General features: G+C 32.8%; 9 protein-coding genes. 5 read left to right on the top strand and 4 right to left on the bottom strand.

The genetic code is table 11. The features are described from left to right. The 3 genes from Q0Y70_RS07185 to Q0Y70_RS07175 all read right to left on the bottom strand — a co-directional run. Positions 1-2,294: exonuclease domain-containing protein (locus Q0Y70_RS07185; protein WP_297818978.1), on the bottom strand; the 2,294-nt coding region annotated here is incomplete at its 3' end. A gap of 24 nt (positions 2,295-2,318) precedes the next feature. Continuing rightward, positions 2,319-5,924: a helicase-exonuclease AddAB subunit AddA gene (addA, locus tag Q0Y70_RS07180; RefSeq protein ID WP_297818974.1), complete on the bottom strand. Its 3,606-nt coding sequence runs from the start codon at positions 5,922-5,924 to the stop codon at positions 2,319-2,321. A 1-nt stretch (position 5,925) separates the two neighbouring features. After that, a complete protein-coding gene (locus Q0Y70_RS07175) occupies positions 5,926-9,399 on the bottom strand; it encodes a PD-(D/E)XK nuclease family protein (RefSeq protein WP_297818971.1) in 3,474 nt (1,157 codons plus the stop codon). Between the two features lie 66 nt (positions 9,400-9,465). On the opposite strand from Q0Y70_RS07175, the gene mvk reads away from it, so the two are divergent. From mvk to fni, 4 genes are read left to right on the top strand one after another with little or no spacing between them, the layout of a single operon-like run. Beyond that, positions 9,466-10,386 carry a mevalonate kinase gene (mvk, locus tag Q0Y70_RS07170; RefSeq protein WP_297818968.1) on the top strand — a complete coding sequence of 307 codons (921 nt, stop codon included), beginning with the start codon at positions 9,466-9,468 and terminating at the stop codon, positions 10,384-10,386. Then, complete coding sequence (gene mvaD / locus Q0Y70_RS07165) at positions 10,386-11,360, top strand: diphosphomevalonate decarboxylase (protein ID WP_297818964.1); 975 nt, start codon at positions 10,386-10,388, stop codon at positions 11,358-11,360. The genes mvk and mvaD overlap by 1 nt, the downstream gene beginning before the upstream one ends. 26 nt (positions 11,361-11,386) lie before the next feature. Beyond that, positions 11,387-12,463, top strand: a complete 1,077-nt coding sequence (locus Q0Y70_RS07160) for a phosphomevalonate kinase (RefSeq protein WP_297818960.1) — start codon at positions 11,387-11,389, stop codon at positions 12,461-12,463. Between the two features lie 12 nt (positions 12,464-12,475). After that, positions 12,476-13,507, top strand: coding sequence for a type 2 isopentenyl-diphosphate Delta-isomerase (fni, locus tag Q0Y70_RS07155; RefSeq protein WP_297818957.1), 1,032 nt, complete (start codon positions 12,476-12,478; stop codon positions 13,505-13,507). Positions 13,508-13,534: 27 nt separating this feature from the next. On the opposite strand, the gene Q0Y70_RS07150 is transcribed toward fni, so the two are convergent. After that, a complete protein-coding gene (locus Q0Y70_RS07150) occupies positions 13,535-14,923 on the bottom strand; it encodes an RsmF rRNA methyltransferase first C-terminal domain-containing protein (RefSeq protein ID WP_297818954.1) in 1,389 nt (462 codons plus the stop codon). Between the two features lie 403 nt (positions 14,924-15,326). Here Q0Y70_RS07150 and Q0Y70_RS07145 point away from each other — a divergent pair, with 403 nt between their 5' ends. Next, positions 15,327-15,689 (top strand): DUF1846 domain-containing protein, encoded by a 363-nt coding sequence (locus tag Q0Y70_RS07145; protein ID WP_367270346.1) that lies wholly within the window; start codon positions 15,327-15,329, stop codon positions 15,687-15,689. The last annotated feature ends 91 nt before the right edge of the window (positions 15,690-15,780 follow it).

Here is a 15,780-nt window from a genome sequence, read left to right as displayed (position 1 = left end):
GTAAACAGAACTAAGATATGATTTTGCTTTTTCAAATTTCTGATTAAAAATCTACCAATTGCATAGCCGTAACTTTCATCATTAGGATCTTGAACAAAATTCCGATCATTTAAAGCTAAAATGCGTAGGTGCTTTTCAACATCATATGATGCTCTTGCTTTATAGACTGCTGTTTGATCTTTATCTACTGCCAATTCGTTTTCCATATAATTAAACGAATTATTATTCATCAAAGTAGCAGATACAAATAACTTTTTACTGAAGTAGCGATACAACTCTTTTAACTGCAAACTTGGGTCCAAAGTCATCCAAGCAATATTTGTTGATAAAGGATCAGAATAATTTGTAATTTGTAAAATAAATCCCTTTTCATTTAATTTGTCCCGATCACCTAATTGGTCGATGAGCAAATAGGTTTGTTCTGAAAAATAATCTAAATGATCTATTTCTTCTTGCAAATCTTTAATCAATACATCATCGCTTGTAAGCATATTTTCTTGTTGATGATAAAGCAAAAATAATATTTGATTAGTATTTTGTCTAACCAATTCAATTTTACTCTGCATTATAGATAAATCATGTTTATATTGAGAGACATTATCAAATAAATCTTTTCCTTGAAAGGCTAAATCTATGCGAGCTTGACCTTTTTCTTCCCTACTTACAGCAAGATTTTTACGATTATACAGTCTTTTTTGAACTTGGTTAATTGCATGAATTAAGTCCGTAATTTGACCTTCCAATTTATCCATTAGCGGAGCAAATTCTTGGTCATTGCCAAAACGTTCATTAGCAGAATTATCCGCATAATACAAAATATTACGAAGATGACTACACATCCCCCAAAATGATTCAAATTGTAAACTATCATTTCTTGAAGCAGCCACATTGTCAGCAAATCTATGTGCTTCATCAACTACCAAATATGGATTTGCTCCCCAGATAGAGTCAGTATAGTGATTAGCTAAATAAGCATGATTTGTAATTAAAATGTCGGCTTGCTCTTGTCGACTTCTCGCTAAATTCCAAAAATCATAATCTGAAAAAACAGTTCCAACTCTAGCATCCCCGGGATGCGTAATTTGTGCAAAAAATGGAGCCTTATAATTTGTTAATTGCAATTCATCTAAGTCCCCGGTCTCGGTTTCAGTTAACCAAACCAAAATCCCCATCTGCCAAACCAAAGTAGTAATATCGCTGTTAGCTTGATACAGAGAATTGAAAAAACCATCTAAATCTAAATAATGTTTACTAGATTTAACTTCTTGGGCATCTAAATCTAAACCAGTAATTGCAACCAACTGAGGGACTTCTTGTTGTAATATTTGATTTTGCAACACTTTAGTCGGAGTAGCAATTACTAATTTTCTTCCCGAATATAGTTGATATGCATATGCCATCAAATAAGAAAAAGTCTTTCCACTACCATTTGGGGCTTCAACAATTAAATTCTGCTTATCTTCTTTAGTTAAAAATTCATTTAGCCGATTGATTAAAGAAACCTGTCCTCTTCTAAAACGTAAATGTCCCTTAAAAAGCTTCTTTTTGGCAGCATCACTTTCAGGAAAAGTTTTTTCTTCAGCTTCCTCATGTCCAAAAGCAAGCACTTGCTTTTTTAAAATCAAATTTCTAACTTGAATTAAATTTTTAGCTAGTGGTCGCTTACTAGCTCTTGCGAATTGACTAATTTCTGAAAAAATATAATAAGTATCTCTTAACAGGCCTTTAGATAAAGAAGTCAACGTATTTAAAGTTGCTGTTGGTAATTTTTCAAGCTTTTTGATGATTTTAAGAAGTAATTTTGCTGTTACTAATGCATCTGAATCTGCTTGATGAGGATTTAAATGTTGAATTTTCAACCGACTAGTCAAATCTCTCAATTTATATGAGGGATAAGTTGGGAAAGCAATTTGAGCTAATTCAACAGTATCAATCGCACGTCCAGTTAATGGTTCCAATCCTGCATTTACCAACTCATAATTTAAAAAAGGAAGATCAAAATTAACATTATGTGCAACAAATATTTTACCATCTAAGAGTTTTCGGATCTTTTTAGCATAATACTTAAAGTCATTGGCATTTATGACATCTTCATTTTTTATGCCAGTTAAATTTTCAACGGAAAGAGGTATTTCTTTATGTGGATTAATTAAGAAAGAGTATGTCTTCACTACTCTTCTTTTTCTTATAATCGCACATCCAAACTGAATGATACGGTCATTTTGTTGTCTTTGAGTCCCTGTTGTCTCAAGATCTACTACAGCAAAGACGTCATCATCAAATGCTTGTTTCAACTTTACCCCTCCTCAATCATCAATCTAATCTAATTTTACAAGTTTCTGAGCATCAAGCAAAACTAAATATTTACTCTTAACCTTTTTTAAAGCAAATTCATTTAAAGCTTGTTCATATAAGCGCAACTGACCAGTATATTTTTGCTTGATTTTCTCAATAGCTAGCTCTTGTTTATTTTTATCAACATAATCGGTCTTATAATCAAACAATATAATACCATCACTATCTATAAAATAGCCATCAATTGTACCGTGAACTAATATTTTGGCATCTGGATCAGAAAAATCATTAAAAATCTCACTAGCGCTTAGTAAACTGGAAAATTCCTGTTCCCTTACTAAATTTTCAGGTTGCTGCCAAAAAGACTGCGCAAAATCTGATTCAACGAACCATTTTATCGCATCTATTGAGATATGCTCAACAATTTCAGGATTTAATTTCTTTTGTTCTATTAGACTATTTATTTCTTGCTCTATGCTTTGATCAATATCTTTATTCCGATAATCAAAATACTGCAATATTAAGTGAGTAGCTGTTCCGATCTGAGCACCGGTAAACTTGTCTTCTTTTAAAAATGTTGGCGTTTGATCAATCGGTTGTAAATATCTATTGACTGAAGCGTCTAGGTGAGAATTATCTAATTCTCCGGCTACTGGATCATTAAATGCTGTTTTAATTTCTGAAACTGCTTGATATGCGGTAGTTTTAGTAGCATCCAAAAATGGATATTCAAAATCAAATAGTTTATTAACTGTTTTTATTAAAAGTCTAGAATCTTCTTTATCTTCTGACCTTTCTTGATCTGGGTGATCTGTTAACTTGCTTGGCTCAAAATGTAAATAATAAATTTTGTTTTCTTGTTCTAAACTAAGTTTCATATCACTGACCTTTTGTTCAATGAAAGCTTTATTTAGTAATTCAGGTCCTAAAAACTGCATCGGTGAGTTAGCTGTAAGTTTTTTAGTGAGCGGCAAGATATTATTTTCATTTAGATAAGTTTTCCATTTTTCAAAGTTATTATCCAAATTCTTGATGCTTGCACATAAAATTAACTTTTGCTTGGCACGTGTTAGCGCAACATAGAGTATTCTAGCTTCTTCCTCCAGACTTTCTTGTTGCTTTTGAACATCTATAATTGATTTATTTAAAGTATCTGCTCGCCAATTTTCTTGTTTAACTGTTAAACCGAGGCCTAATTTACTACTAATTGAGTAGGGATTCGATAGATCTCGTTTTTGATAATGATGATCTAATCCAACTACAAAAACTACTGGAAATTCTAATCCTTTAGAAGCATGAATAGTCATCAGCTGAACTGCATCTTCGTTACTGCTTAATAACGGTTGAGCCAAGTCTTTTTGATTTTTTCTCATCCTTTCAATAAATGAAATAAATTGATACAAACCTTTAAACCCAGCTGTCTCATATGATGTTGCTCTTTCATACAGAGCTTCTAGATTAACTCTTCTTTGTTCACCGTTTGGCAAACTCGTTACGATTTCTAGAAGATGTGTTTTTTCATATATAGTCCATATTAATTCTGAGATTCGATTAACTGTCGCAAAGCTTCTTAATTCATCTAGCTGGTTTAAAAAAGCCTTACACTTTTTGCCTAACTGATTCGATTCAACTGCAAAACTAGCCACAGCATCATAAAAATCGCCCTTCCTGCTTTTTATTCGAATGCGAGCTAACTCCGGTTCGGTAAAATTAAATAATGGTGAGCGCATAACTGCGACTAAAGGAATATCTTGACGTGGATTATCAATTATCTTCAAATAATTCATAATCATAATTAATTCAAAAGTTTGAAAATAGTTTTGAGCATCAGTGATAAATAAAGGTAGGTCTGCTTTGGCGAATTCTTTCATAATTTGCAGATTATCACTTCTCGTCCGCGACAAAATTGCAATATCACTATATTTGAGAGGACGTTTAATACCTTTTTTCACATCAAAAACTTCAAATTTTTCTTTCTTTAGCTGTCGAATTCTTTCGATCACCATCTGAATTTCACCAAAGTCATCATCATTTATCTCTTCTTGTAAATTCTGGGATTTATCTTTATCTGTAAAAATGAATTCTGATGCCGTTGGCAACTGATCTGGATAATATTTAGCTCCAAATATAAGCTGACCTTCTTTTTGATAGTCAATTCCACCAAAATCTTTCGTCAAAATAGAGTTAAAAAGCTTATTGACCGTGTGGGTAACATTTTTTGTAGAGCGAAAATTATCGGCTAAGATAATTCTTTCATGTTCCTCATTTGCAAATTGAAAATCGTGATACTTTTCAAGAAATAATTGAGGCTTGGCCTGTCTAAAACCATAGATTGATTGCTTAATATCCCCCACCATAAATAATGAGTTTTTACCTTTTTGTTTGAGTGATTGAACGATTTTTTCCTGTAATTCGTTAACGTCTTGATATTCATCAATCAAAATTTCTGAAAACAAATTTTGATAATAGGTGCGAGCTAAATGAGATTTTGAATTATCTTGACTCAAGATCTTGAAAGCTAGATGTTCCATATCATTATAGTCAATTAGGTTTTGCTGACGTTTCAGTTTATTAAGGCTTTCAATAAATTCTAGCTCTACTTGTCCGATCGTTTTAACTAAGTTCTTTGCCTTTTTTAACAGACTGATCTGGTCACTATTTGAAAGAATATAAAAATGTGCAAAGAGCTTCTTTAGCTTATTTGAAGTTTCCTTTTTGAAATTACTGCTTTCCTCATATATAGCAAGGAAATCCTCATCCCATTTTTTGGATTTACGATAACTTCCTTGAAAACGACAAGCAATAAAGTTAGCTTTTTGCTGATCATAAGATTGATCGCCACTTATACTTGTAATCAAGTTTTCAATGTTCGTCTTAAATTCTGCAAAACTTGCTTTGACTTTTTCAAATTCTTTCGTATTGAACTGACTTGTTTCTAAAAAATAATCTAATTCATTGTCAATATCTGCCATTTGACTTAATAAGTATGGCTTAATATTTTTTTGCCAAAGTGGACTACTTACTATCTCATTTGTAGACTCGTAGTATTGATCTATTTGTGCTAAAAACTTTTCATAGTTAGGCTGAGCCATTGCTGTAAAATACAAATCAAAAATCAAATTATGCGCACCATTTACTTCTCGATCACCTGCGAAATTATCATAAAAATCAATAAAATCTTGGTCTTGATCTTGTAAATGCTTTTTTTCAAGTTCAGTTAATGCCCGCTCTTGAAGTAATGCACTTTGAGTTTCATCAGTTAGAATTGAAAAACTCGGATCTAAATCAATGACATAATAAAATCTTCTAATCACATCTAAGCAAAAAGCGTCAATTGTTGAAATATTTGCTGTATCTACGTTCAACAATTGTTCACGTAAAAAATTATTATCTGGATCTTGTTGCAATTTTTTATCAAGCTGGAGCTTAATTCTTTCTTTCATCTCACTAGCAGCAGCTTTAGTAAAAGTAATTATTAAAAGACTTGAAATTGGAGTACCTGACAAGACTTTTTGCAGAACTCTTTCAACTAAAACCGTAGTTTTACCTGAACCAGCCGAAGCAGATACTAAGATATCTTTGCCCTGATCAAAAATTGCTTTTTTTTGCTGCGGAGTAAAAGTTGTCATACTAATTTCCTTTCTCCTGATCTAATTTGTTTTTAATTAGTTCAAGTAATTCCTTTTTATCCATAGAGTCAATTTTGTGATAATTATTTTCTTTAAGCATCGCATCAAAGAAGAATATATCCGTGTAATCAGAATATTGTAATGGTGTTTTATTTTTATACGAATACGGATTAAGATCAATTTTTCCTGACAAAATGTTTTTTGCGGCATGTTGAATCAAATAAGCATTATAAGCCAAAATTTGTTGTAATTGATCTTTGCTAAAACTAGTTAAATTAGGATATGAAAAGTCTCCATTAGCTTTTTTACGAATCTTTTCGTAAAGTTCACTACTTGCACGATCTTGAGACAGATTAGGTTCTGCTTTTTCTAATAATTCCTGATCAGCAACCAAGATTCCGTTATACATCAATTGTTGCGCATTTTGTTTAACTATATCTTTGAGATGATAATCACTTGTCAAATTAGAATCAGAATTTAATTTTTCTATGTGTTTCGTTACGGTCTGATAAAAAGCACCTAAGATATCCAATTCTTCATCTTGCGCAAAAAAGTGTTGATTGTTTTTCAATACATCAAGATACGAAATCATTTGTAAAGATATTCCATTAGCAAATAATCCTAAATCAAACTTTTTGGCTGAAGATTTATAATCAATTACTTGTCCTAAGACAGAATTATCAAGCTGCGCTAGATCGACACGATCCATCTTGCCTCGCAAATCAATTTTATTAATTCCAAGATCTGTTTGAACTTGGAAATCTAGTCCTTTAACAGGTTGATTACGGCCAAAACTTAATTCAGAATATGCGGGTCTAAAAATCGTCTTTTTTATGTTTCGATGCCAAAATTTAGCAACATTAGCTGTAGTTTGGTCTAACTGACGAAATAGATACTTATTGAATGGATCATTTAATAATTGACGATAGCGTCCTTTTTCCTGCATTTGTTCATGAATTTGTTCTAACAAATGGCTTAATTCACTATCAGTTAAAGATGCCAGATCAATATGCTTATCTTTCAAAAGCTTTACTAATTGGTCAAAAGTTTCGTGGTAATAATTCCCTGCTTGAACCACATCTAATTCATTTTCAAAGCGTTTACGCAAAGATAGACCGTAATTAAGAAAGTATTCAAAGGAATTTTCGTAGTAGGTTTCAAGCTGTGAAACCGAAGTTTCAATATTTTTACCATATAACTCTTGAGCCAACTTTTGATCTAAAGAGATCGGAATATTCTTAAAGTCACTGGCTAGCAAAATTTGATTCGTTAAACTAGGTATTTTACAATGAGTTAAATCAAGTAACTTATCGGCCCCAGCAAAATTTTCATGTTGTAAAAATGACAAATAGCCTAATGATGCTTGTGCATTCGTAATGAAAGATAAAACTTCATTTTGTTTATGAGGTAAATCATGTTGAAAATATTCTTTTCCCTCCAGCTGTCTAAAGAGCTGTTTATAATAAATAGATGGTTTTAATTCTTCATTCTCAGTATTTAGAATTGGATAAGAAATATAGATTCGATCACTTGCAAGTGATAAGGCTAGACCAAATTGATAATTTTGATCCAAATTATTCATCTGATTTTGATTTTCAATTTGTTGGTTGCTATCAAGAGAGCGATTAATTTGATCTAAATTTTCATCAGTGAAAAAACCTGGAATCTTTTTGATATTTGGTAAATTAGAACTAGTTGCACCTAAAATGAAAACTTGTTTATAATCATTGCTTTGAACCATTCCCATTTCAGAAATGCTAACGGCATCAAGAGCTGAAGGGATTTGTGAAAAACTTGCTTCACTAAAGCCACTGATTAGAAGCTGGAAGAATGATTCTATATTAAATTCTTCATTAATTAAGAGATAATCTTTTAGTAGATCGTTTAAGGTAGTCCAGACCTGCTCTGGCTGTTGCGCTAACTGCAAATTACCATCTTCATTAGCTTTCTGGCGCCAATTTTCTAATCTTTTAGCTACACCATTTTTAATCAAAAAGTTCCAAAAGACGCTGAGTGCTCTTTGAGGATCTTTTTGAGACTTTAGTTGATCAAAAAGATCTGTTATTTCGTTAACAAAATAACTTCGAACTCGATCTAGTTCTTGAACTCGGCTAGCAGATTCATCTAAAGCTATCACATGAGCATCCAAAAAGTCAGTTAGATCTTTTTTCCATAGATTTTGATTTATACCATGTGCTAAAACAAAATTTTCCAAACTATCTATATCATATTGAAAACTCGCTTCATCTCTATACCACTCAGGCATTAATAAATGTGTTTTCATAATTGATAACAGATTATTAGTCTGAAAGCCCCTTTGATAGATTTGCATTAGATTCTCAATAATTACCACTAATGGATGAAATTTCATCTGTTTTTGTAAATCATCGAAAAAAGGAATCTTATTTTGTCGTAAGATTGGCGTCAAATACGTTTCATATTCATTTAAATCAGGAGCTAGAATTAAAAAATCTCGAAAACGATAATTATTTAAAGCAACCTGTTGATAGATTGTACGCGCCACAAAATAAGCCTCTGAATAACGTGAGTCGGCTTTAATAAATTGTACTAAATCTCCTATATCGTCATTTTTTAAAGACAGAGTTTTAGTCCAAACTCCATTTAGTTTGGTCTTATTGTCTAAGGTATCACCAGATTCATAAAATGAAAAAGTATAATTCAAATTTTGTGTTTGTAAAAAATGTTCAAAATGCTTAATTGAACTTTGAACGATATAATCATAATCTCCTGCTTGAGGATTCGTATTGACTTGTCCATTTTTCGTCTTGAAACTAACTGTTATATCGGCAGCTTTTTTTGTAAGTAGCTGCAAAGTCAATTGTTCCTGACTAGTAAAATGTGAAAAATCAGAAAAATAGAATGAATAATTTTGTAAATCAGCTTTGACGAGATATTGATTTAAAATAAATTGCATTTCATCTTTGGTAGCAAACTTATTTGCAAGCCGTTCAACAAAAACTTCATAAACGATCTTTAGATCATGGATTTTTAGTTTAGTTTCTTCATCACTGTCTTCAACATCGATATCGTCCAAATCAAGACTGCCCTGTTTTAGAGTCAATATCGCTTGATAAAGCTGTTTCAAACTCCCCTGATTGATTTGCTCGTCAGTAAATAGCTTTAACTTATCTTGATTTTGACGAACGATCTGCTCTAAAAGCATAATACTTGCAGCATCATCTAGAATTTCTGGTAATGCAATCTGCGCATCTTTTAGGAAATACCAAGCCAGACGAGAAAAGGAAAGAATTTGTAAATTTTTGACTGCCACCTGGTTTTGATTAGAAAGATTTGCTAATTTAGATAAGGCTCTTACTTCTGTGGTAAATTTGATATGGTTAGGAACAATAATAAATATTTTTTTACTTGGATCTTGATAATATTTCTTTACAGCTAAATCTAAAATTTGGTTTTGTAAGGGATCAGTTTGACGCCCTGTAATTATATTGATCATAAGTTCTGTTTCTCCTTAAAAACATTTTAGCATAGAGGTTTTACTAAGAAAGGACGGTATGAATTAATGCACGAAAATAAAAAGGTAAATATTAAAGCTCATGGAAAAGTAATTTTAATTGGTGAACACTCAGTTGTCTATGGTAAAGATGCTCTTGCATTACCTATTAATGCTTTAAATATTACTACAACTGTTGAGAATAATTCTAAAAACTGGATGGATACTAACCATTATCATGGTCCTTTTTTAGATGCTCCAGCAGAATACGACGGTTTAAAATATGTTTTCAAAACTTTACTTGAAAAATCCAAGTCAGATGAAAAAGTTAAAATTACTTACTCCGGTGAAATTCCAATCGAACGTGGTTTAGGCTCAAGTGCAGCTGTGGCATTGGGTACCACGAAAGCATTAAATGAATATTTCAACTTAAATTTAAGTGAAGAAGAGATCATGAATATTACTAATCATGCAGAAATGATTAATCATGGTAAGGCTTCTGGCCTTGATGCGGCAACTGTTCATTCTGATTATTTAGTTTTCTTTAATAAACAAGATGGTCCACAGACTTTGAAAGATAAACTAGGAGCAACCTTGTTAATTATGGATACTGGTGAATTAGGTAATACTAAACAAGCCGTCAGCAGCGTTCGTAAACAGTATGAAGAAAATGATACTAATAAACAAAAAATCGATCGTCTGGGTCAACTAGCTACTCAAACACGTAAGATTTGGAGCAAGCACGACAGCAAAACTGTGGGACAAATCTTTAATGAAGCTCAAGAGATTTTATCTTCATTTGGCCTTTCTACTAATAGAATCGATAATATCTGTAAAATTGCTCAAGAAAATGGTGCTTTAGGGAGCAAACTTTCTGGAGGCGGTTTAGGAGGAATTGTAATTGCCCTTTGTCCAAGTCAAGAAATAGCCCAACAGATTAGTCAAAAAGCTCAAAATTACTTTTCTAATTACTGGATCGAGGAAATCTAATGAAGGCAAAAGCACGTGCACATACCAATATTGCTTTAATCAAATACTGGGGCAAAGCCGACAAAGCTCTGAAATTACCTTTAATGTCTAGTATCTCAATGACTTTAGATGCTTTTTACACTGAGACTGAATTTGAACATGACCCTAAAATATCAGAAAGCTCCTTTTACTTAAATGATGTTAAACAATCTCCTGCTCAAAGTCAGCGCGTCTTTGATTATATTAATGAATTGCAAAAAAAATACAATTTAGATCCAAATGAAAATTTTGAAATCCATTCATATAACCATGTCCCTACTTCAGCTGGGTTAGCATCTTCTGCTTCAGCTTTTGCGGCTTTAGCAGCATGTTTTGCTAAAAGTTACCAATTAGATTTAGATAAAACTCAACTCTCACGGTTAGCCCGCTTAGGATCAGGGTCCGCAACCCGCTCTATTTTTGGCGGCTTTGTTGAGTGGATTAAAGGCGATAATGATTTAAATTCTTATGCACAAGCACTTAACGAACATCCTGACTGGGATCTACACATGCTGGCGGTTGAAGTTAATACTAAGCAAAAGAAAATCTCTTCTTCAAAAGGAATGGAGTTAGCTCAACATTCTAATTATTATCAAGATTGGCTTAAACAGAATGATAGTGAAATTCAAGCTATGAAAAGCGCAATTTCTAACCACGATTTTTCTACATTAGGTCAAATTAGTGAAAATTCAGCTAATGAAATGCATGCAATGAATCTAACTGCTAATCCCGGCTTTACCTATTTTGAACCAGATACAATTAGTTTAATTAATTTAGTACATGAACTCCGAAATTCAGGCATTGAATGTTATTATACTATCGATGCTGGTCCGAACGTAAAAATTTTGTGTACCTTAAGAAATAGCAAAAAAATAATTTCTGCTATTCACAACCTCTTAGGCAATGTTAAAATAGTCAATGCAGGTTTCGGTCCAGGAATTGAATATCTGGACTAAGTTTAGATAGATTAGAGGAATAACGTTTGATTACCGTTAAAGCACCAGGCAAGCTATATATTGCTGGCGAATATGCAGTTTTAGAACAGAATTGTCCAGCAATTTTAGTAGCTGTTAATGAATTCGTCCGGGTTTCTATTGCAAAAAGTAAAGGTTCCCAGGGATTAATTCACTCTAAGCAGTATTCTCAAGATTCAATTCACTGGATTAGAAAAGGCAATCAAATGGTGATTGATAATCGTGACAACCCATTTGAATACATCTTATCTGCTATTAAATTTACCGAGAGCTATTGTCTAGAACAAGATGTATCGATGTCATTATATGATTTACATGTAAATTCAGATTTAGATTCTTCAGATGGTAAAAAATATGGGCTAGGCTCCTCAGCTGCCGTTACTGTTGCCACAGTAAAAGCGATTTTAGAATTTTATGGTTTAAAAGTTTCAAATGATCTAATATTTAAGCTATCTGCAATCTCCCACTACTCTGTTCAAGGAAATGGCTCAGCTGGAGATATTGCGGCTAGTGTCTATGGAGGTTGGCTTGCTTATCAAACCTTTGATAAAGTGTGGCTTGAAAATGAACTTGCCCACCATTCTTTGAGTTATGTTTTAAACGAAGCATGGCCAGGTCTGAGAGTGCAGTTACTTACTCCTCCCGAAGGGATGAAATTAGTAATTGGCTGGAGCCAAAAACCAGCTTCAACATCTCAGTTGGTTGATAAAACTAATGCCAAAAAGAAATTCATTAAAAGTGCTTATGATGAGTTTTTACAAAACTCTCGTGATTGTGTACTCAAAATGATTCAAGGATTCAACGATAAGAACATTAATTTGATCCAAGAACAAATTCGCTTAAATCGTCGTCTTCTTAAAGATTTTGCTTCGTTAAACAAGATAGCTATTGAAATTCCTCGTTTAACCAAATTGATTGATATTGCCGAACAATTTGAAGGTGCTGCAAAAACTTCCGGTGCTGGTAATGGAGATTGTGGTATAGTAATTGCAAATGATGATACTAAGATAAATCAAATGAAAGCCTTATGGCGAGAAAATGGAATTTTACCACTAAATTTCCGTGTTCATTCTATTGCAAATTAAGTTGGAGAAAATATGTCTCAACGTTCCCAAAGAAAAGAAGAACATCTTGCATTAGCCAAGATGTTTTTTAATAAACAAAAAAAATCGGATTTTAACCAAATTCATTTAATTCGTCCTGCTCTTGCTGAAACACAATTTAGTGAGAATAGTTTAGAAAGTTCTTTGTTTAATCACAGAATTTCTATGCCTATATATATAAATGCTATGACTGGTGGCTCTGAAAAATCTTTTCAGATAAATAAACGACTGGCTAAAGCCTGCGCAAAAGAAAATATCCCTATGGCCTTAGGTAGCGCCAGTATTTTAGAAAAAGAGCCAGATCAGTTAAACAGTTTTAGTATTGCTCGTAGTGAAAATCCTGATGGGTTACTTTTTGCAAATATAAATCCTGATACTAATGCTCACAGTGCAGAAAAAATCATTAAAGAATTAAATGCTGATGCTCTTCAAATTCATCTAAATACGGTTCAAGAAGCCGTCATGCCTGAAGGAGATCGTAATTTTATCTGGCTAGATAATTTAAAAAGAATACGTGATAAAGTTGATATCCCGATCATCATTAAAGAAGTTGGTCAAGGTTTAGACCCTGCTAGTATCCAGACTTTACAGAAAAATGGTTTTTCTAACTTTGATTTGGGAGGCAGCGGTGGAACCAATTTTGCTCAAATTGAAAATGAGAGACGAGAGCTTCATGATTTAGCTTTTTTAGAAGATATTGGATTATCGACTCCTAAAGCTTTATTAGGTGCAAAATTAATTAAGCAGAAAAAAGTTATCTTTGCCTCTGGTGGGATTAATAACAGTATGAATATTTTCAAATCACTTGTTTTAGGCGCAAACTATGTTGGCTTGGCTAGCCATTTTTTGAAATTTGCTTTCCGAGGTAGTGATGAATTATGTGCGGAAATTGAAAAAATAAAATCTGAATTGATAATGCTGAATGCGTTGTTTGGTCTAAATCAAATAAAAGACGCAAGAAAAGTTAAGTATTATCTAGACAACGAACTTTTTAACTATCAAAAACAAATTGAAAAAATATACTAAAAATGAACTGCTGATGCAGTTCATTTTTTACTTTCTTAAGCCTTTAGGATAGTAATTTTTCAAGATTTTATCTCCTCCTATTTTTCCAAAAGAAAAGATTTTGTCTTGATACGTCACTAGGACAAATCCTTTAAGTGTTGTGTCCAGTTTTATAGCTTCGCCATGAAGATATTTTTCAAATTCTTGATCATCCAGTTTAACTATTTTGTCCTGATTCCTTTGTCCTAGAACTTGTGCTAATTGCTGACCAGGCTCAAAACGATTTTTCTTCATTATTCCCAGCTCAACGCCATTATTTATGATACGTAGGCCGGTAAGATCTTTGGGAGCAATAATTGGAACAAAAACGTGCTCATTACTAATTAAAGCTTCTTTCTTCCAATTTTTTAAACGATCAGGTAAAGCAAAATCATAAATTTGCTTATCAATTAACTCTTTTTCTTCTTTGCTTAAAATTCTAATCCGTGAATTTCTGCTCTTCTTACTTGGCTTCTTTTTGCTTTTTGGAGCTGCATTATCAATATCCTTATTTTTCTGCAAAAGTGCGACATATTGCCCTTCTCCAACTCCATCTTGAAACCAAAATCTAACACTGTCTTGGACTTGACTTGTATTATTTTTGGTCCAATCCACGCGTCCTTTCGCCATTCCTTCAAATTTATCTATTGGTAACACTTGCATTTTATATTTATTAACTAGCCACTCAACAATCTGCTCATCTTCTTCAGGAGAAAATGTACAAGTTGAATATACAAGTTTTCCTCCAGGAGCTAACATCTGATAAGCATGTTGTAAGATCTCTTTTTGCCGACTTTGACACGTCAACACATAATCTTGTGACCAATATTTCATTGCCTCCGGATCTTTGCGAAACATCCCTTCACCAGAGCAAGGTGCATCAACTAAGATGGTGTCAAAGTAATTTTTAAAACTTGAAACCAATTTATCTGGAGATTCATTAGTAATTAATACATTACTACTACCCCATTTTTCTAGATTCTCTCTCAACTTTTTTACACGACTGCTGGAGATTTCATTTGCAACCAAAATTCCTTGATCCGCAAGTTTTGATGCCAAAGCAGTCGATTTTCCACCGGGAGCAGCACATAAATCTAATACTCTTTGACCCGGTTTTACCTGACTTATTTGAGCTGGAAACATGGCCGATGGATCTTGAGAATAAACATAACCGCTCAACCATTCGATATCGTTACCACTAATCTTTCCATAAAAGCCATTATCTATAAACGGAACTTTGTCAGATAAGTCATAAGAAACATTCTTATAATTTTGTTTTAAAGGATTTAAACGAAAGCCATTTATTTTCTTGCCATCAATTGCTTCAAAAAATTTCTGACTATCTTTTTCACCCAAGAGCTTTCTATACTTATTCTTAAACTCAATTGGTAGATCCATTATTTTCTTCCTTTCTTTGAATTAATAACATTGTCATGCCGAAAGTAAAGCACTGCAAAGCAAAAACAGCTAAAAGTAACGTCAACAATTGCCCTTTATCGCTAAAAAACAATCGAATTGGTAGTGTCAAAAATACTACTAATAACAAGAATAAATCAGTGATTAAGAAACGCATCCCTGAACTACGTAATAATTTCGATAAAATAGCATTTTTAAAGTAATTGCACTTCAATGGTGCACTATCTAAAATAGCCCAGATAAAAGCATCAATTGCAGAAATGATTACACATAGTACTGAAAAGATAAACTTCTTAGTTGGACTAATTCCATGTTTGCGATTATAAGTTTTAGTATAATCAACAGTTTGTAAAGTAGATTTAGTATACTTTGTAATTCTCGATAGATCTTTTTTATTGATGCCATCAATCGTGATATTGAAATTTTCCCTGTATTAAATGCGATTTTTGAAGGAATTTATGGTGAAAATCCATATAATTCTCCTACTGATATGGGCGTTAATATGGTAGGAAATTGTATTTACGATGATGAAGCGGTTTCTGCAGCATCCAGAGAAGAAATTATTCGTCGCTACTATACAACCCTTGTACAAAAGGCAAAGGGTAAAGAAGTAGAAGCAACATTATTTAAACTGAAAATGTTAATGAATCAGAAGATTGGGGTAGTGAAGGTTTACCATCAACTCCAGGAACTGGTGATGCTGAAAAATATAAAACTCCTTTTGACAAAAATACTAAACAACCTATGAGATGCGTTTAATAATACTTAAAGCATGTTTCTAAATATTGAAAGGCTTAAAGAATGTGTGGCGTTCCCTTGTCGTTGCAAGGGAACTTATC

Origin of the sequence: uncultured Lactobacillus sp. (assembly GCF_947367085.1) — a bacterium.
GTDB lineage: Bacteria > Bacillota > Bacilli > Lactobacillales > Lactobacillaceae > Lactobacillus.
This window is presented reverse-complemented; position numbering and strand designations above follow the sequence as displayed.

Bases quoted from the DNA above. Each gene is read 5' to 3' on its own strand.
- addA (WP_297818974.1), bottom strand. From the start codon at position 5,924: ATGACAACTTTTACTCCGCAGCAAAAAAAAGCAATTTTTGATCAGGGC.
- Q0Y70_RS07175 (WP_297818971.1), bottom strand. From the start codon at position 9,399: ATGATCAATATAATTACAGGGCGTCAAACTGATCCCTTACAAAACCAA.
- mvk (WP_297818968.1), top strand. From the start codon at position 9,466: ATGCACGAAAATAAAAAGGTAAATATTAAAGCTCATGGAAAAGTAATT.
- mvaD (WP_297818964.1), top strand. From the start codon at position 10,386: ATGAAGGCAAAAGCACGTGCACATACCAATATTGCTTTAATCAAATAC.
- fni (WP_297818957.1), top strand. From the start codon at position 12,476: ATGTCTCAACGTTCCCAAAGAAAAGAAGAACATCTTGCATTAGCCAAG.
- Q0Y70_RS07150 (WP_297818954.1), bottom strand. From the start codon at position 14,923: ATGGATCTACCAATTGAGTTTAAGAATAAGTATAGAAAGCTCTTGGGT.